Source organism: Streptomyces sp. NPDC005574 (assembly GCF_040605435.1).
GTDB lineage: Bacteria > Actinomycetota > Actinomycetes > Streptomycetales > Streptomycetaceae > Streptomyces.
Genome location: NZ_JBEXCW010000076.1, coordinates 21,744 through 39,543, shown reverse-complemented (window position 1 = coordinate 39,543; position 17,800 = coordinate 21,744). Strand labels below are relative to the sequence as shown.

Annotated in this window: 16 protein-coding genes; 10 read left to right on the top strand and 6 right to left on the bottom strand. The window is 72.9% G+C overall.

Going from position 1 to position 17,800, the window contains the following annotated elements; all coding sequences use genetic code 11:
* Nucleotides 1-115 precede the first annotated feature (115 nt).
* Nucleotides 116-1,933, bottom strand: coding sequence for a bifunctional metallophosphatase/5'-nucleotidase (locus ABZT03_RS33035; protein ID WP_356046253.1), 1,818 nt, complete (start codon nucleotides 1,931-1,933; stop codon nucleotides 116-118).
* A gap of 156 nt (nucleotides 1,934-2,089) precedes the next feature.
* Here ABZT03_RS33035 and mshD point away from each other — a divergent pair, with 156 nt between their 5' ends.
* The gene (gene mshD, locus ABZT03_RS33030) at nucleotides 2,090-3,016 is read left to right on the top strand and encodes a mycothiol synthase (RefSeq protein ID WP_356046251.1); all 927 of its coding nucleotides are present in this window, start codon (nucleotides 2,090-2,092) and stop codon (nucleotides 3,014-3,016) included.
* 62 nt (nucleotides 3,017-3,078) lie between these two features.
* On the opposite strand, the gene ABZT03_RS33025 is transcribed toward mshD, so the two are convergent.
* From ABZT03_RS33025 to ABZT03_RS33005, 5 genes are all read right to left on the bottom strand, one after another.
* Nucleotides 3,079-3,735 (bottom strand): ABC transporter, encoded by a 657-nt coding sequence (locus ABZT03_RS33025; protein WP_356046250.1) that lies wholly within the window; start codon nucleotides 3,733-3,735, stop codon nucleotides 3,079-3,081.
* Nucleotides 3,736-3,806: 71 nt separating this feature from the next.
* On the bottom strand, nucleotides 3,807-5,330 hold the full coding sequence (locus tag ABZT03_RS33020; protein WP_356046248.1) for an ABC transporter permease: 1,524 nt from the start codon (nucleotides 5,328-5,330) through the stop codon (nucleotides 3,807-3,809).
* On the bottom strand, nucleotides 5,327-6,187 hold the full coding sequence (locus tag ABZT03_RS33015) for an ABC transporter ATP-binding protein (protein ID WP_356046246.1): 861 nt from the start codon (nucleotides 6,185-6,187) through the stop codon (nucleotides 5,327-5,329). Before ABZT03_RS33015 ends, ABZT03_RS33020 begins: the two co-directional genes overlap by 4 nt.
* On the bottom strand, nucleotides 6,184-7,014 hold the full coding sequence (locus ABZT03_RS33010) for a zf-HC2 domain-containing protein (RefSeq protein ID WP_356046244.1): 831 nt from the start codon (nucleotides 7,012-7,014) through the stop codon (nucleotides 6,184-6,186). Before ABZT03_RS33010 ends, ABZT03_RS33015 begins: the two co-directional genes overlap by 4 nt.
* Nucleotides 7,011-7,562, bottom strand: a complete 552-nt coding sequence (locus tag ABZT03_RS33005; protein WP_356046242.1) for an RNA polymerase sigma factor — start codon at nucleotides 7,560-7,562, stop codon at nucleotides 7,011-7,013. Before ABZT03_RS33005 ends, ABZT03_RS33010 begins: the two co-directional genes overlap by 4 nt.
* A gap of 109 nt (nucleotides 7,563-7,671) precedes the next feature.
* Between ABZT03_RS33005 and ABZT03_RS33000 the strand changes: the two genes are divergently transcribed.
* The 9 genes from ABZT03_RS33000 (at nucleotide 7,672) to pstA (ending at nucleotide 17,778) form a co-directional block, all read left to right on the top strand.
* Complete coding sequence (locus ABZT03_RS33000; protein ID WP_356046240.1) at nucleotides 7,672-8,094, top strand: GntR family transcriptional regulator; 423 nt, start codon at nucleotides 7,672-7,674, stop codon at nucleotides 8,092-8,094.
* Nucleotides 8,091-8,996, top strand: a complete 906-nt coding sequence (locus ABZT03_RS32995) for an ABC transporter ATP-binding protein (protein WP_356046239.1) — start codon at nucleotides 8,091-8,093, stop codon at nucleotides 8,994-8,996. The genes ABZT03_RS33000 and ABZT03_RS32995 overlap by 4 nt, the downstream gene beginning before the upstream one ends.
* Nucleotides 8,993-9,991, top strand: a complete 999-nt coding sequence (locus ABZT03_RS32990) for an ABC transporter permease (RefSeq protein ID WP_356046237.1) — start codon at nucleotides 8,993-8,995, stop codon at nucleotides 9,989-9,991. The genes ABZT03_RS32995 and ABZT03_RS32990 overlap by 4 nt, the downstream gene beginning before the upstream one ends.
* A 330-nt stretch (nucleotides 9,992-10,321) precedes the next feature.
* Nucleotides 10,322-12,553 (top strand): RNA degradosome polyphosphate kinase, encoded by a 2,232-nt coding sequence (locus ABZT03_RS32985; RefSeq protein WP_356046235.1) that lies wholly within the window; start codon nucleotides 10,322-10,324, stop codon nucleotides 12,551-12,553.
* Entirely contained in the window at nucleotides 12,534-13,769 is a 1,236-nt protein-coding gene (locus ABZT03_RS32980) for a CHAD domain-containing protein (RefSeq protein WP_356046234.1), read from the top strand. The genes ABZT03_RS32985 and ABZT03_RS32980 overlap by 20 nt, the downstream gene beginning before the upstream one ends.
* Nucleotides 13,770-13,818: 49 nt before the next feature.
* A complete protein-coding gene (locus tag ABZT03_RS32975) occupies nucleotides 13,819-14,241 on the top strand; it encodes an NUDIX hydrolase (RefSeq protein ID WP_356046233.1) in 423 nt (140 codons plus the stop codon).
* 243 nt (nucleotides 14,242-14,484) lie between these two features.
* Nucleotides 14,485-15,612, top strand: a complete 1,128-nt coding sequence (gene pstS, locus ABZT03_RS32970; protein WP_356046231.1) for a phosphate ABC transporter substrate-binding protein PstS — start codon at nucleotides 14,485-14,487, stop codon at nucleotides 15,610-15,612.
* A 103-nt stretch (nucleotides 15,613-15,715) separates the two neighbouring features.
* Nucleotides 15,716-16,723, top strand: coding sequence for a phosphate ABC transporter permease subunit PstC (gene pstC / locus ABZT03_RS32965; RefSeq protein WP_356046229.1), 1,008 nt, complete (start codon nucleotides 15,716-15,718; stop codon nucleotides 16,721-16,723).
* Nucleotides 16,720-17,778, top strand: a complete 1,059-nt coding sequence (pstA, locus tag ABZT03_RS32960; RefSeq protein WP_356046227.1) for a phosphate ABC transporter permease PstA — start codon at nucleotides 16,720-16,722, stop codon at nucleotides 17,776-17,778. Before pstC ends, pstA begins: the two co-directional genes overlap by 4 nt.
* Nucleotides 17,779-17,800 lie beyond the last annotated feature (22 nt).

Below are 17,800 nucleotides of genomic sequence, written 5' to 3'. Positions count from 1 at the left end.
AGAAGGTGCCCCTGCTCCTACGCCGGATACGACCTCAACACTCGCATCCTCGCAGGCCACGCGTCGGTGACGCGGCCGCCTCGGTGAGGACGTGGTGCTGTGCTGTCCGGTGCGGTTACTGCACGATCGTGATCCGGTCGGCGGCCGGCGGCGCGATCGGGGCGGTGGCCGAGGAGTTGGCCGTCATGTACTGCGCCAGGGCCGCGAGGTCGTCGGAGCCGACCAGGTCGTCGGTGCCGTGCCCCAGGGTGGTGAAGCCGTCGCCGCCGCCCGCGAGGAAGCTGTTGGTGGCGACCCGGTAGGTGGCGGCCGGGTCGATGGCCGCACCGTTGAGCCTGACGGAGTCGGCGACCACCCGGTCCGCGCCCGTCTTCGTCAGGTCCAGCGTGTACGTCAGACCCGAGGAGACCTGGAGGATCTTCGGCGCGCTCGCGTTCACGCCGCTCACCTGCTCCTTGAGCGCCTGGACCACCTGGGCGCCGGTGAAGTTCTGCAGGTTCACGGTGTTGGCGAACGGCTGGACGGTGAAGCCCTCCGCGTAGGTGACCACGCCGTCGCCCTCGGCGCCCTTGGCCGCGTAGGTGAGCCCGGCCCGGACACCGCCCGGGTTCATCAGCGCCAGGTCGGTCCCGGGGTCGAGGGACTTGCCGTGGGCGAGCTGCGCGTCGGCGATCAGGTCACCCATGGGGGACTCGGTGCCGGTGTTCGGGACGTCGGCGGAGATGTAGCCGATCGGCCGGTTGCCGATGGGCGCGGCGAGCGCGTTCCACTTGCTGATCAGCTCGGTCAGGTCGCTCGCCCTGGGGACGTCGCGGGTGACCACGTGGTTCGCCGACGTCACGGCCGTACGGGCGATGTCGTGCGTGCGGCGGTCGTAGGTGAGCGTGGTGTCGGTGTAGAGGCGGCCGAAGGACGCGGCCGAGGTGACCATGCGGGGGTTGCCCGCCGGGTCGGGGATCGTGCACACGTACGCGGTGTGGGTGTGGCCGGTGACCAGCGCGTCCACGGACGGGCTGATGTTCTTGGCGATGTCGACGATCGGGCCGGAGACTCCGGAGCCCGCGCCGCCCGCGTCGCAGTCGTAGTTGTACGACGCCGAGGCGGGCAGTCCGCCCTCGTGGATCAGGGCGACGATCGACTGCACGCCCTGCCGCTGGAGCACCTTGGCGTACTTGTTGATCGTCTCGACCTCGTCCTTGAAGGCGAGGCCCTTGACGCCGTCGGCGGAGACGATGCCCGGGGTGCCCTCCAGGGTCACGCCGATGAAGCCGATCTTGACGTCCTTCTTCTTCCACACCCAGTAGGGCTTGAGGATCGGCCTGCCGGTCTTCTCGTCGAGAACGTTGGCGGCGAGATAGGGGAAGTCGGCGCCCTTGAACTTCTTGCCCGTGTAGCAGCCGTCGGTCGGGTGGCAGCCGCCGTTCTGCAGGCGGGCCAGTTCCCTGGCGCCCTCGTCGAACTCGTGGTTGCCGACGCTCGTCACGTCGAGGTCGAGCTTGTTCAGCGCCTCGATGGTGGGCTCGTCGTGGAAGAGGCCCGAGATCAGCGGGGACGCGCCGACCAAGTCGCCGCCGGCCGCGGTGATGGAGTACGGGTTGCCCTCGCGGGCCTGGCGCAGATGGGTGGCGAGGTACTCGACACCCCCCGCGTCGATCGTCTTCGTCGTGCCGTCCGCCTGGAGTTCGGTGACCCGGCCGGAGGACCCGGACGGCGGCTCCAGGTTGCCGTGCAGGTCGTTGAAGGACAGCAGTTGTACGTCCTGGTAGCGGCTCGGCTGGTGATGGCCGGGCCTGCCGTGGCCCTCACCGGCGGAGGCCGTCGCCGGCAGGGCGGCGGCCAGGGCACCCACGGTGACCAGAGCGCCGGCCGCGGCGAGGACCCGGTACGTACGACGTCTGCGGCGGTCGCTCGGCGGCTGGGACATGACTGGCATTCGCCCCCCTGTGTGTTGGCTGGGATCGTGGCTCCGTCCGGCGCAGCCTAGGGTCAACGCGCGTAGCGCGACAGGGGGTTCGGGGTTACATCCTGGTTTCCCTTTGCCCCGCCCTTTGCCGCCACTTTGCGGGGCCCTCCGCTTACCCTCGTACGCATGACCAGCGACGACGCCGAACGGCCCGGTATCCCCCGCTCCATCGAGACCCACTCCGCGCTCACCCCCGAGCAGACCGAGGCCGTGCTCGCACTGCTCGCCGAGGCCGCCCGGAACGACGGACAGCAGGCGGTGTCCGAACAGGGGCGGCTCCAGCTGCGCGGCGGCACGCGGCCGGGAGTGGCTCATCTGCTGCTGACGGCCGACGGTGAACTCGTCGGCTACGCCCAGCTGGAGGACACCGACCCGGTCGAGGCGCCGGCCGCCGAACTGGTCGTACACCCCGCGCACCGCGGCCACGGGCACGGGCGGGCGCTGGGCTCGGCCCTGCTCGCCGCGTCCGGGAAACGGCTGCGGGTCTGGGCGCACGGCGGCCACTCCGCCGCCCGGCACCTCGCCCAGGTCCTCGGCCTCACCCTGTTCCGCGAACTGCGCCAGATGCGCCGCTCGTTGGGCGACCTCGACCTGCCCGATCCGGTGTTCCCCGAGGGCGTGACGGTACGGGCCTTCCAGCCCGGCGTGGACGACGCGGCCTGGCTCGCCGTCAACGCCGCCGCCTTCGCCCACCATCCCGAGCAGGGGTCCCTCACCCAGCGCGACCTGGAGGACCGGATGGGGGAACCGTGGTTCGACCCGGCGGGCTTCTTCCTCGCCTTCCGGGGGGAGGAACTCGCCGGCTTCCACTGGACGAAGGTCCACACGGAGGAGCGGCTCGGCGAGGTGTACGTCCTCGGGGTGCGGCCGGGCGCGCAGGGCGGCGGGCTCGGCAAGGCGCTCACCACGGTGGGGCTGCGGCATCTGGCGGGGCTGGGGCTGCCGGCGGCGATGCTGTACGTCGACGCCGACAACAAGGCAGCGGTGGCTGTGTACGAGCGGCTGGGGTTCGCGACGTACGAGACGGACCTGATGTACCGGACGGAGACGTGACGGTCCCTGTCGCCGGGGGCTACCGCCCCTGGGCCCCCGCTTCGGCCTGAACGGCCTCGTCCTCACCCTCCCCCGGAGGGGGCGCCCCCGGACGCGCCGAGGGAACGGCGGACCCGCATGCGTCGTCGCAGCGGCTCGGGTCCGGACGCCGTCCACACCAGTGCCGCCGCGAGCAGGACCACCGTCCAGCGGTCGTGGGCCGACCGCCAGTTGTCGGCGTCCGGGTTCGTGAACAGGGTCCAGCGGTCCGGGAGGAACAGCGGGGCGAGGGTGGCGGTGAACAGGAGGCCGGCCGCCACCAGGATGCCCGGCCGCGGTCGCGCGCCGAAGCGCAGTGCGGCCGCCGCGGCGGCCGGCGCCAGCGCGAGGGTGGTGGCCGCCTCCAGGGTGACGGCGCCGGTCGGGGGCCGCAGACCCGCCGGGACCAGCAGCAGCGCGGCCGTCCACCACAGCGCGGCGAGCGGGGCGACGAGGGCGAGCCGCAGCGCCTGCCGGAGCGGTCGGCGGGTCGGTACCGGCGCCGTGGTCTCACGGGCCGGATCGTCCAGCAGGAACGCCAGGCCCGTCGCGAGGGCGAGGGCGGCGGCCCGCAGCAGGTTGAGCGACAGCCAGGCGTCGATGTCACCGGCGAACAGCCGCGGCAGCGCGGCGAGCAGCAGCCCCCCGGTGGCGGCGGCGCCCAGCATCCCCCAGGGCAGCGAGCGCCGGACCGGCGGCACCAGCGCCCACCACCCCGCGCCCGCCCGCGTGTTCGCTCTCCCCGTGTCCGTCTTTGGCCTCGTCCGCGGTGTCACAGCTCGCACTTGTCCTCGCCCTTCGGTGCGGCCACGCCCAGCAGGCGCGCCGCGCCCGCCGCGGTCACCTTCGGTGCGGTCAGTTCGCTCCAGTGCGCCTTCACCTTCGCCGTGACCTCCGCGCGCGGGCGGTCCAGCAGCTCCCGTACGACCTCCGTCTGCGCGGTCGTCATGGACAGCGGGTCGGTCGGGGCGAGGACGAGCGCCGGTCCGCTCACGCTGTCGTCGAGGCGTACGTGGCTCAGCGAGGACAGCGGGTCGGGCTGCGCGCCGATCGCCAGCCACATGACGGTGACGATCCGGCCGTCGCAGATCCCGCCGCCCGCCTTCTCGTTGCCGGCGACCAGGACCGAGGCGACGGCGACGGCGAACTCGGGGACGCGGTTGCCGCCCCAGGCGGTGCCGACACTGACCTGGTGGGGCGCGGTCAGCGGGTCGATCGCGCTGTCGGAGGAGAGGCCGTAGCGGGCCTCGACGCGCTGCCGTACGAGCAGCGGCTGGGTGGCCGCGGTGCCGCCGGCCAGGGACTGGACCCGGTCGGCCGTCCCGGCCCAGGTGCCGGTCCAGGGCGTCCACTCGGGGAAGGCGCAGTACGTCGAGCGGCCCTCGCGGACGCAGGTCTGCTCCTTCTCCGGGGTGGCCGAGACCCGTTCGCGGGCCGCGGTCACCCCGGCCGGGACGCCCCCTGTCTGTGCCACCCCGCCCAGAACGGCCAGCGCGAGCGCCCCGGCGGCGGCCGCCTTGAGGAGGTGCGGGGTGCGGCCGGCGCGGACCAGCAGCGCGAGCAGCGCCGCGGACAGGGCGAGGCCGAGGAGGTACAGGGCGTGCCAGCCGGCGGGCCGGCCCAGCAGGTCCGACGGCAGCGTGTTGGTGGTGTTCTCGCCGATCACCGGGTACAGCCACCGGGTGGTGTCGCCGTCGTGGGGGACCGACCCGAGGAGGAACACCAGAAGGCAGAACACGAGCAGCAGCGGGGCCGCGACGACCGAGGTCAGCAGCCGGGCGAGCAGCGCGCCGACCGCGCCGAAGAGCAGCACGCACAGCGGGCCGACCAGCAGTTCGGCCGGTGAGCCGTGCCCGATCGCGCCGGACCGCAGGGCCTGCCGACCGAACTGGACACCCACGGCCACCGTGACGAGCACCGCGACCGGGAGCACCGACAGCACGTGGGCGGCCGTGCGCTGCCACGGCTGGAGCACCAGGACGGTGAAGTGCCGCTCGGTGTCGTGGCGGCGGGAGCGCAGCATCGCGCTGTTCACTCCCAGCAGTACCGCGAGGCCGACCAGCAGCGGCCCGGACTGGGTGGCGCGGTCGGCGTCCTGGAGGGCCGGGAAACCGGCCTGGGCGGTGTGGGTGTACCACCCGATCCAGGCGGCGTACGCGGCCAGCGCGAGGAGCACGGGGATGCTCAGCAGGAGTCGGCCCGCCTCGAACCGGGCGAGGGCGAACACGGCCGCCCAGGCGCGGCCCGGCTGTGTCGTCACGGCGGCGGGGGCCGGCCGGAGGAGCGTGCCGCTCATGCCGCCACCTCCGCGTCGGCGCCGTCGAGGGTGAGGAGGTAGCCGTCCTCCAGGGTGGGTTCGAGGAGGTCGGCGCCGGGCGGCGGGTCGCCCACGTTGCGGAAGGAGCCGGTGCCGGTGCGCCAGCCCGCCATCGCACCGGGGGCGCGTTCGGTGCTGCTCCACACCCGGCCGGCCGCCCGGGCGGTCAGTTCGGCGGGGGTGCCGTCGAACCGGATGTGTCCGGCCGCCATGACCAGGACCCGGTGGCAGAGCATGGCGACGTCCTCGGTCTGGTGGGTGGACAGCAGGACCGTGCGGCCCTCTCCGGCGTCGGCGATCAACTCCCTGAACCGCATGCGCTGTTCGGGGTCGAGGCCGACGGTCGGTTCGTCGAGGACGAGGAAGCCGGGGTCGCCCACGAGCGCGGCGGCCAGCGCGACCCGCTGCCGCATGCCGCCGGACAGCTTCTTGATGCGCCGGCCGCGTACGTCGCCGAGGTCGACCTGGTCCAGGACGCGCCGCACCTCCCGGTGGCGGGCCGCGCGGTCGGTGAGCTCCTTGAGGATCGCCACGTAGTCGACGAACGCGAAGGCCGTGAAGTCGGGGTGGAGGCCGGGGGTCTGCGGCAGATAGCCGAGCCGGCGCCGCACCTCCTGTCGGCCGAGCGCCGTCGCGGGGTCCTGGCCGAGCACGGTGAAGGCACCCCGATCGGCGGGCACGGCCGTGGCGAGCACCCTCAACAGGGTCGTCTTGCCCGCCCCGTTGGGGCCGAGCAGCCCGGTGACGCCTCGCGTCAGCCGCAGCGACACGTCGTCGAGGGCGCGGGTGGCGCCGTAGCGGAGACTCAGCCCGGCGGCGGAGACGGTGGGGGTCATGCGGCACTCCTGAGGGAGAAGTCGAAGCGGTCGCGGGCGGCGAACAGCAGGGCGGCGGCGAGGACGGCGACGACCGCGGCCACGCCCTGTCCGGCCGCGGTGAAGGGTGCGAGGGTCCGGCCGTCGGCGGCCGCGCGGGCCGCGTACAGCAGCACCGCCCAGCCCACGCCGACCGCGCCGGGCGCGAGGACCGGCCCGAACCGGGGGGTCAGCGCCAGCCCGGTCGTGGTGAGGGCGAGCGCGGGCAGCAGCCAGCCGAGGGCGCTCAGCCCGTAGCCGGGCAGGGCGAGGGTGGCGAGCCCGTCGAGGCCGAGACCGGCGACGAGCACGGCGACGGTCCGGATCATCAGCAGCCGGAAGCCGTGCACGGGCGAGACGACGGCCATCTCGTACGTCGGGTCCAGCCTCGGCCCGTACGCCAGGGCGACGCCGCCGAGCGGCAGCAGCGGGGCGAGCGCCAGGAACAGCGTCGGCGAGCCGGTGCTGCGGGCCAGGTGGGTGGCGAGCACGGTCAGGGTGAGCACGGCGGTGACGGCGCCGAGCCAGGAGCGGCGCAGCACGGGGGTGGCCGCGAGCAGCCGGGCGGTGTGGTCGGCCACCCCGAGCCGCACCAGGAGCGACTCGACGGGGCCGGGCCGGGGTGCGTCGAGTTCGGCGTCCAGCCGTTCCCAGCCGGCGTCGAGGGCGGCGGGGTCACCGGCGTCGGCGAGGGCGGCCCGGCAGGTGGCGCAGGCGCTCAGGTGGGTATCGGCGGACCACAGCGCGGGGGGCGCCAACGCGCCCCGGGCGTAGGCCCGCAGGTCCTCCTCGGATACGTGCCAGGTCATGCCAGCGCCTCCCGCAGTTGCTTACGGGCCCGCATCGCCCGCGTCTTGACCGTGCCGGGCGGTATCCCGAGCAGCACGGCCGCCTCCCGGGTCGTCAGTCCGTCGACGACGGTGGCCTGGAGCACCGCGCGCAGCTCCGGCGACAGCCGCACCAGGGCCCCGGCGAGGTCCCCGTGCTCCACTCCGGCGAGGACGCGTTCCTCCGCGGACACCTCGTCGCGGTGGCGCAGCCGTCCCAGTGCCTGCCGCAGCCGGCCGCGTGCCCCGTCGCCGCGCAGCGCGTCGACCAGCCGCCGGGAGCCGATCCGCCACAGCCAGCCGGCGGCGTCGGCGGTGATCCCGTCCTCGCGGTAGCGCGCGGTGCCCCGCCACACGGCGAGGAACGTCTCCTGAACGACGTCGTCGACGATCGCGGCGTCGGCGCAGCGGCCCCGCAGACGCGCGGTCAGCCACGGCGCGAACCGCCGGTACAGCTCCTCGAAGGCGCGCCGGTCACCGTCCGCCGCGATGGCCCGCAGCAGTTCCCCGTCGCTTCTCTCTCCGCTCACGTCTCCTCATCGGACCGGCCGTGCCGAACGGTTCACGAAACCACGCTTGACTTTCCCGGCCCACTTGCACCACCCTTTCACTACTCAATTAGTGAAAGGGTGTTGTCGAGTGGTGGAGTACCGCATCGACCGGCACAGCGGGGTGGCCACCTACGTCCAGATCGTCCAGCAGACCAAGCAGGCGCTGCGGCTGGGGCACCTCGTGCCGGGTGACCGGCTGCCCACGGCCCGCGAGGTCGTCGAGGCCACCGCCATCAACCCCAACACCGTTCTCAAGGCCTACCGCGAGCTGGAGCGCGAGGGACTCGTCGAGGCCCGCCGGGGACTCGGCACCTTCGTCCGGCGCTCGCTCGGCACCACCCCGGCCGACTCCCCGCTGCACGGGGAGCTGGACGCGTGGGCGGCCCGGGCCCGCGAGGCCGGACTGGACCGCGACGACGTCGCCGCCCTCTTCACCGCCGCACTCGACCAGCACTTCACCCAGCACGCCGCCGCACCCGCGCGCCCGCACTCCCAGGGGGACCCGTCATGACCGACTCCGCCGCCACCGCCCTGGAGGCCGCCGGCCTCGGCAGACGCTACGGACGGCGAGGGAGCTGGGCGCTGCGCGACTGCTCCTTCCGGCTGCCGGCCGGCCGCGTCTGCGCCGTCGTCGGACCCAACGGCGCCGGCAAGTCCACGCTGCTCGCCCTGGCCGCCGGACTGCTCGTCCCGACCGAGGGCACCGTCCGGGTCCTGGGCACCGACCCGGCCGCCGCCCGCACCCGCGTCGCCTTCGTCGCCCAGGACAAGCCGCTCTACCCGCAGCTCACGGTCGCCGAGACCCTGCGGATGGGCGCCGACCTCAACCCCGCCCGCTGGGACGCGCCCGCGGCCGAACGGATCGTGACGGCCGGCGACCTCGACCCGGCCCAGCACATCCGCTCCCTGTCCGGCGGCCAGCGCACCCGGGTGGCCCTCGCCCTCGCCCTCGGCAAACGACCCGAACTGCTCCTGCTGGACGAGCCGATGGCCGACCTCGACCCGCTGGCCCGGCACGAACTCATGGGCGTCCTGATGGGCCAGGCGGCCCGGCACGGCACGACGATCGTGATGTCCTCGCACGTCGTCGCCGAACTGGAGGAGTCCTGCGACCACCTGCTGCTCGTCGGCGGCGGCCGCATCCGGCTGGCCGGCGAACTGGACGAGCTGCTCGGCGCGCACCTGCGGGTCTCCGCCCCCGCGGACGCCTCCCTCGCACCGCACACCGTCGTGGAGTCCCGCACCACCGGCCGCAGCCTCTCCGCGCTGATCCGCCCGGCGGGCCCGCTCCCGGCCGGCTGGCGCACCGGCCCGCCCTCCCTGGAGGAGCTGCTCCTCGCCCACCTGCGCAACCCCGACGCGCCGGCCCCGAGCCCGGCCGCCCCGGCCAAGACCCCGGAGAACATCGCGTGAGCACCCTGACCTCCCCCGCCCCCGCCGCCGTCCGGCCCGGCGCGCCCGCGCCCCGCCTGGTCCGCTGGCTGCTGCGGCTGCACCGCCCCGCCCTGTACGTCTGGACCGCCCTCGTCGTCGTGCTCGGCGCCGGGCTGCTGTGGCTGGGCGGCCCGCTCACCGACGCGGCGGCCACGGCCTGGAAGCAGTACGACGCCTGCGGGATGAACGGCCGCTGCCGGTACGACCAGGACGCGATCCTGCGCTACAAGAGCGTCTACCAGTACACGACCACCGCCGTCGTCCTGCTCCCGTTCCTGGTGGCGGCCTGGGCGGGCGCCTCACTGACCGGCCGCGAGCTGGAGCAGGGCACGACCCGGCTGGCCTGGACCCAGGGCGTCTCCCCCACCCGCTGGCTCGCCGCGAAACTCCTCGTGCCGGGGGCCCTGACCGCCGCGGGCACCGGCCTGCTGGTCCTGCTGCACCACCTGGCCTGGTCGGCGGGCGAGGGCCGCATCGACACCGCCAAGTCCTGGTACGACGTGCCGACCTTCTACGCGGGCGGCCCCGTCCTCGTCGCCCTGGCCCTGGCCGGCCTGGTCGTCGGCGCCCTCGCCGGCCTGGTGCTGCGCCGCTCGCTGGCCGCGCTCGGCACCGGGCTCGGCGCCCCCGCCGTCCTGTGGGGCGCGGCCCACCTGCTCATGCCCCACCTGTGGTCCACCGTCACCAGCGTCGCCACGCTCCAGGCCGGTGCCCCCTCCGGCGCGGGCATCACCGTCGACACGGGCATCGTCACCTCCAGCGGCGCGCACCTCGCCGACCCCCACTGCGGCAGCAGCGCCGTCCCGCAGTGCGCCACCCTCTACGACCGGATGGACGCCGTCGGCGTCTACAAGGACTACCACCCCCGCTCCCACTACTGGCCCCTCCAGCTCATGGAGACCGGAGTGGTCCTGGCCGTCACGGCCCTGCTCGTCCTGACGGCGTTCCACCTGCTGCGCCGCCGCACGGCCTGAACCGCCTGCCGTCGCGGAGCCTTCCGCCGCCGTACCGCCCCAGCCCCGCCGGCCGTCGTACGTCCATCCGCGGGGGGAGGGGTGTACGGCGGGCGGCGTAGGTGGACGTCCGCGAGCCGCCCCCAGATAGCCCGCACGCCATGTCGCCGTAACCAGTGGTTCAGACGGGCTTGCGACGCTCGGCCAATGAAGCCCGCCGTGCCAGAGCCCTCGCCACCGCCGGAAGGAACCCCCCACAGCGCGGGGACCGCAGGCGTCCGCGCTGTCGCCGCGCTCCCTCCCGCACTGTCCGACGCGCCCATTCCCCTCCCGGCGCGGAAGAATGGCTCCATGAGCCAGCCAGACGCACAGGCACAGGTCCAGCACGCGCAGCCCTCCGTGGGCTCCATAGCCGCGCACCGCCCGCACACGGTGGCGGCGGTGGTCTCCGACCTCGAACCCGACCTCGATGCCGACCTCGACGAGTACGAGGAGTCGCCCTACGACGGTCCGCAGCTGCCGCAGGGCCGTTTCCTCGACCGGGAGCGCAGCTGGCTGGCGTTCAACGAGCGGGTCCTCGAACTCGCCGAGGACCCCGAGACGCCGCTACTCGAACGGGCCAACTTCCTCGCCATCTTCGCCAGCAACCTGGACGAGTTCTTCATGGTCCGCGTGGCCGGCCTGAAGCGCCGTATCGCCACCGGTGTCGCCACCAGGTCCGCGTCCGGCCTCCAGCCGCGCGAGGTGCTGGAGATGATCTGGGCCCGCTCGCGCGAGCTCATGGCCCGGCACGCCGCCTGCTACCACGAGGACGTCGCCCCCGCCCTCGCGGAGGAGGGCATCCACCTGGTCCGCTGGAGCGAGCTGACGGAGAAGGAACAGGCCCGTCTGTTCACCCTCTTCCGGCACCAGATCTTCCCGGTACTCACCCCGCTGGCCGTCGACCCCGCGCACCCCTTCCCGTACATCTCGGGTCTCTCGCTCAACCTCGCGGTCATCGTCCGCAACCCGGTCAGCGGCCACCGCCACTTCGCCCGCGTCAAGGTGCCCCCGCTGCTGTCCCGCTTCCTGGAGAGCTCCCCCGGGCGTTACGTCCCCATCGAGGACGTCATCGCCGCCCATCTGGAGGAGCTGTTCCCGGGCATGGAGGTGCTGGAGCACCACGCCTTCCGGGTGACCAGGAACGAGGACCTGGAGGTCGAGGAGGACGACGCCGAGAACCTCCTCCAGGCCCTGGAGAAGGAGCTCATGCGACGCCGCCTCGGGCCGCCGGTGCGCCTGGAGGTCGAGGAGTCCATCGACCGCGAGGTGCTCGACCTGCTGGTGCGCGAGCTGAAGATCAGCGAGGCCGAGGTGTACCCGCTGCCGGGTCCGCTCGACCTCACCGGCCTCTTCCGCATCCACCGCCTGGACCGCCCCGAGCTGAAGTACACGAAGTTCATCGCCGGCGTGCACCGCGATCTCGCCGAGGTCGAGTCGGCCTCCTCGCCCGACATCTTCGCCGCCCTGCGCAACCGGGACGTGCTGCTGCACCACCCCTACGACTCGTTCTCGACCTCCGTGCAGGCCTTCCTGCAGCAGGCCGCCGAGGACGACGACGTCCTGGCCATCAAGCAGACCCTGTACCGGACCTCGGGCGACTCCCCGATAGTCGACGCCCTCATCGACGCCGCCGAGTCCGGCAAGCAGGTCCTCGTCCTGGTCGAGATCAAGGCCCGGTTCGACGAGCACGCCAACATCAAGTGGGCGCGCAAGCTGGAAGAAGCCGGCTGCCACGTCGTCTACGGCCTGGTCGGCCTCAAGACCCACTGCAAGCTGTCCCTGGTGGTGCGCCAGGAGGGCGACACACTGCGCCGCTACTGCCACGTCGGCACCGGCAACTACCACCCGAAGACGGCCCGCCTCTACGAGGACCTCGGCCTGCTCACGGCCGACCCGCAGGTCGGCGCCGACCTCTCGGACCTGTTCAACCGGCTGTCCGGCTACTCGCGCCGCGAGACCTACCGCCGGCTGCTCGTCGCCCCCAAGTCCCTGCGCGACGGCCTGATCGCGCGGATCAACAAGGAGGTCCAGCACCACCGCGCCGGGCGCCCCGCCTTCATCCGCATCAAGGTCAACTCCATGGTGGACGAGGCGATCATCGACTCGCTGTACCGCGCGTCCCAGGAGGGCGTCCCGGTCGACGTGTGGGTGCGCGGCATCTGCGCGGTGCGGCCGGGCGTGGCCGGCCTGTCGGAGAACGTCCGGGTCCGCTCCATCCTCGGCCGCTTCCTCGAACACTCGCGGGTGTTCGCCTTCGGCAACGGCGGCGAACCCGAGGTGTGGCTCGGCAGCGCCGACATGATGCACCGCAACCTCGACCGCCGGATCGAGGCCCTGGTCAGGGTCACCGACCCGGCGCACCGCGCATCCCTCAACCGGCTCCTGGAGACCGGTATGTCCGACACCACCGCCTCCTGGCACCTCGGCCCCGACGGGGAATGGGCCCGGCACTCGACCGACGCGGACGGCCAGCCCCTGCGCAACGTCCAGGAGATGCTCATAGACGCCCGGAGGCGCCGGCGTGGCACAGCAACACCTTGACCCGACTCAGTCCGCGGCCGGACCCACCGCCCGGCTCCCGGCCGCGCCGGAGCGGGGCGGCCCGCCGACCGGCGACGCCCTCGCGGACTATCTGCGGGCGCAGGCCACGGAGTTCCTCCGCGCGCTGCGGCTGCACCGGGAGAGCGGTGGCGGGCCGGCGAACGGCTCGGCGGACTCCGTCGACGCGGCCCGCGCCCTGCGCCGCTCGGTCCGCCGCATCAGCGGCAGCCTGCACACCTTCCGCCCCCTGCTCGACCCGGACTGGTCGGAGTCGCTGCGCCCCGAACTGGCCTGGCTGTCGGGCATACTGACCACCGAGCACGCCTACCAGGCCCGCCTGGAGCGGCTGCTGCTGGCGCTGCACCGGCTGTCGGGGGCGACGCTGCCCGCCCAGACGCCGTCCGCGGTCGCCGGCAGCCGGACCGGCCCCACCGCGGCCGGCCTCGCCGCGGCCGGCCGCTCCGCCGCCGCGGAGAGCGGGGGCGTGGCGAACGGGGACGTGGGAAACGCGGGTGGGGCGAGCGCGGGCGTGGCGGGCGCGGGCGGGGCTGAGTCCGGCCCCCCGGCCGGCCGCACGGCGGCCCCGGAGCGCGGCAACCTCACGGTCGGTGCCGCGAAGGCGGGCGCCCTGCTCGAACGCCAGCTGACGCTCGCCCGGACCAGGGCCCACTCGACGGCCCTCCAGGCACTGGGATCGAGCCGCTTCCACGCGGTCGCCGACAGCATCGCCGTACTGGCCAGCGAGGTGCCCCTCACCCCGGCGGCGCCCGCCACCGCGCTCGACCCGCTCGCCGCCGCCGCCGAGGAACGCCTGCGGGACGCCGTGGTGACGCTGCCGCTGGTGACCGCGGGCAGCCCCTACAACGCCGAGGCCCTCGTCCACGGCCTGTCCCCGGACCCGGCCCCGCATCCCCAGGACGCCCCCTGGCACCAGGTCCGGCTGCTGTTGCGCCTGCACCGCTACACCCGCGAGGTGCTCCAGGGCGACACCGCCCCGGTGGACGTCCGGCTGGTGAGCGCGGGCCAGGCCCTCGACCGGCACCGGGACGCCTCCGAGGCCGCGGCCGCCGCCGCCGCCGCGGCCCGCACCCCGCGCATCGCGCCGGCCACGGCGTACGCGCTGGGCGTGCTCCACGCCGACCAGCGGCACGAGGTGGAGGCGGCCCGGTTCACCTTCCAGCAGTCATGGCTGAAGCGGGCCGTCCACACGCCCTGACCGCGGGCGGCTCCCCCGGCGCACCCGACCAGGAGGCGGTGATCCACCGGTGACGTATTCCGGTGACAGCACGGTGCAGGCGGCCGGATGCGTCCTGTGGCGGCGCTCCCCGGTCGGCGGGAGACTGGAGGTCTGCCTGGTCCACCGGCCGAAATACGACGACTGGTCCCACCCCAAAGGCAAGCTGAAGCCGGGCGAGGAGCCCCTGGCGGGCGCGTTGCGCGAGACCGCCGAGGAGACGGGCTACACGGCCGTACCCGGCACACGGCTGCCGACCGTGCGATACGTCGCCGACGGACGCCCCAAGCAGGTGCGCTACTGGGCGGCCGAGGCCGCCTCCGGCGGTTTCACCCCGAACGACGAGGTGGACCGCGTTCTCTGGCTCTCCCCCACGGCGGCCCGTGACCGCCTGACCCAACCGAGGGACCGGGCTCTGGTGGACGACCTGCTCCAGATACCGGATCTGACATAGTCCGGACATGTCATGACACTCAGTCGGGATGACTCCGTGTCCTCGACGTGAGCGTTCCGTGACCTAACCACACCGACCGCAGGGGTTCACCCCCCGTTCACCTTCGGCCATAGGCGCCTTCACCTGTTCTGCCTAATTTCGGCCTTACGCGGTGCGCCACGTACCTCGCAGTACGCGGCCGCATCGCACCGTCTTCGCACGCCGCCGGTTCAGGACGGCGGCTCCTGGAAGGAACTCCCTCAAGTGAAGCTTCAGCGCATGAACCGGCGGGCCCTCTCCCTCGGTGCTCTCGCGGTCTCCGGCGCCCTGGCCCTCACGGCGTGCGGCTCGGACGACACCGGCGGCAGCTCGAACAGCAGCGCCTCCTCGTCCGCCAACGCGAGCTCGATCAAGTGCGACGACGCCAAGGGCCAGCTGCTGGCCGACGGCTCGTCCGCGCAGAAGAACGCGATCGACGCCTGGGTCAAGCAGTTCACGCAGGCCTGCTCCGGCGTGCAGATCAACTACAAGGGCGGCGGCTCCGGCGCCGGCGTCACGGCCTTCACGCAGGGCCAGGTCGCGTTCGCCGGCTCCGACTCCGCGCTGAAGCCCGAAGAGGTCACCGCCTCCAAGTCGGTCTGCTCCGGCGGCCAGGGCATCGACCTCCCGATGGTCGGCGGCCCGATCGCCCTCGGTTACAACGTCGCCGGTGTCGACAACCTGGTGCTGGACGCCAAGACGCTGGCGCTGATCTTCAACGGCAAGATCACGAACTGGAACGACAAGGCCATCAAGGCGCTGAACCCCGACGCCACGCTGCCCGACCTCAAGATCCAGGCCTTCCACCGCTCGGACGAGTCCGGCACCACGGACAACTTCACCAAGTACCTGATCGCCTCCGCCAAGGCCGACTGGCCCTACTCGGGCGGCAAGGCGTGGCAGGCCAAGGGCGGCCAGTCGGCCGCCGGCTCCTCCGGCGTGGCCCAGCAGGTCAAGCAGACCAACGGCGCCATCGGCTACTTCGAGCTCTCCTACGTCGGTGACGCGGTCAAGCCGGTCAGCATCGACACCGGCGCCAGCGCCCCGGTCGAGGCCACCGTCGAGAACGCCACCAAGGCCATCGCGGACGCCAAGGTCGTCGGCACCGGCTCGGACCTCTCGCTCCAGCTGAACTACGCGACCAAGGCCGACGGCGCGTACCCGATCACCCTCGTCACCTACGAGATCGTCTGTGACAAGGGCAACAAGGCGGCGACCCTGCCCGCCACGAAGGCGTTCCTGCGCTACATCGCCTCCGAGGACGGTCAGAACGTCCTGACCGCCAACAAGTACGCCCCGATCCCCGCGGACATCATCGCCAAGGTCCGCACCACGATCGACGGCCTGAGCTGACCCGAGTGCGGCCCGGTCCCCCGCGGGGACCGGGCCGCATCGTCCGGTGCACCGCCGCCAGGGGTCCGCACGGCACGTGCGGCCCCGCAGACCGGAGAACCCGATGGACATAACGACACAGAACACCGAAGCACCTCCCCCCGCTCCCCGGACCCCCGAAGCCGAGCAGAAGCGCGCGACCCGCGGTGCCACCCGACCCGGTGACCGGATCTTCCTCGGTCTCTCCCGCGGCTCGGGCATCTTCCTGTTGGTGGTCATGGCCGCGATCGCGGTCTTCCTGACCTACCGGGCGTCCCTCGCGATCAGCAAGGACGACGGGAACTTCCTCACCACCTTCGAGTGGAACACCAACCTCAACCCGCCGGTGTTCGGCATCGCCGTCCTGGCCTTCGGCACGGTGGTCTCCTCGATCATCGCCATGGTCATCGCGGTCCCGATCGCGGTGGCCATCGCGCTGTTCCTCACGCACTACGCCCCGCGCAGGCTGAGCGGTGTCATCTCCTACGTGGTGGACCTGCTCGCCGCGGTGCCCTCCATCGTCTACGGCCTGTGGGGCGCGCTGATCCTCGTCCCGCACATGACCGGACTCTTCGGCTGGCTGGACGAGTACCTCGGCTGGACCGGCATCTTCTCCTGGGACGGCGGAGCCCCCCGGTCGATGCTGACGGTCGGCATCCTGCTGGCGATCATGATCCTGCCGATCATCACCAACGTGAGCCGCGAGGTCTTCCGGCAGGTCCCGCAGATGCACGAGGAGGCGGCTCTCGCCCTGGGCGCCACCCGCTGGGAGGTCGTGCGCATCACGGTCATCCCCTTCGGCCGCTCCGGCGTGATCTCCGCCTCGATGCTCGGCCTCGGCCGCGCCCTCGGCGAGACGATGGCCGTCGCCACCGTGCTCTCCCCGACCTTCGACATCCAGGCCAGCCTGCTCGACCCGGGCGGCGGCACCTTCGCCCAGAACATCGCCAGCAAGTTCGGTGAGGCCACCACGCAGGGCCGTGACGCGCTCATCGCCTCCGGTCTGGTCCTGTTCGTCATCACCCTGCTGGTCAACGGCGCGGCCCGCGCGATCATCGCCCGCCGCAAGGAGTACTCGGGGGCCAACGCATGAGCAACACCGTCATCGACCCGCGCCCCAGCACCCTGCGCGGCGCGAGCCTCCCGAAGTGGTTCCCCTACGGCGCCGTCGTCGGCTCGATCGTGGTCGGCGCCGGCATCGGTCTGGCCGCCGGCCTGGACAGCAAGGTCCAGTGGGGCCTGATCGCCGCGCTGCTCTTCCTCGTCGGCACGTACGGCATCGCCGCCCGCGTCGAGGGCCGCCGCCAGGCCAAGGACCGCATCGCGACCTCGTTCGTGTGGGTCGCGTTCGTGCTCGCCGTGGTGCCGCTGGTCTCCCTGGTCTGGGTGACCGTCTCCCGGGGCATCAAGGTCCTCGACGTCTACTTCCTGACCCACTCGATGGGCGTGGTCGCCGACTCCGAGCCGGGCGGCGGCATCTACGCCGCGATCCTCGGCAGCCTGGAGCAGGTCGCCCTCGCCACGCTGATCGCCGCGCCGATCGGTGTGCTGACCGCCGTCTACCTGGTCGAGTACGGGCGGGGCAACCTCTCCCGGGCCATCACCTTCTTCGTCGACGTGATGACCGGCATCCCGTCGATCGTCGCCGGTCTGTTCATCCTCAGCCTCATGCTGATCTTCGAGATGCAGCCCTTCGGCTTCGCCGGCTCGCTCGCGCTGGCGATCCTGATGATGCCGGTCGTCGTGCGCTCCACCGAGGAGATGCTCAAACTCGTACCGAACGAGCTGCGCGAGGCGTCCCTCGCACTCGGCATCCCGAAGTGGCGCACCATCCTGAAGGTGGTCCTGCCGACGTCCATCGGCGGTATCACCACGGGCATCATGCTGGCGATCGCCCGTATCGCGGGCGAGACGGCTCCCGTCCTGCTCCTGGTGTGGGGCAACCCGTTCATCAACGCGAACCCCTTCGAGGGTGCGCAGGCGTCGCTGCCGCTGTACATCTATCAGCAGTACGCGAACAGCGCGGGCTCGGGCGCGGCCTACGACAGGGCCTGGGCGGCGTCGCTGACGCTGATCGCCTTCGTGATGATCCTGAACCTGGTGGCTCGCGGCATCGCCCGCTGGAAGGCCCCGAAGACCGGTCGCTGACGCGGCCATCGGCGACTGAACC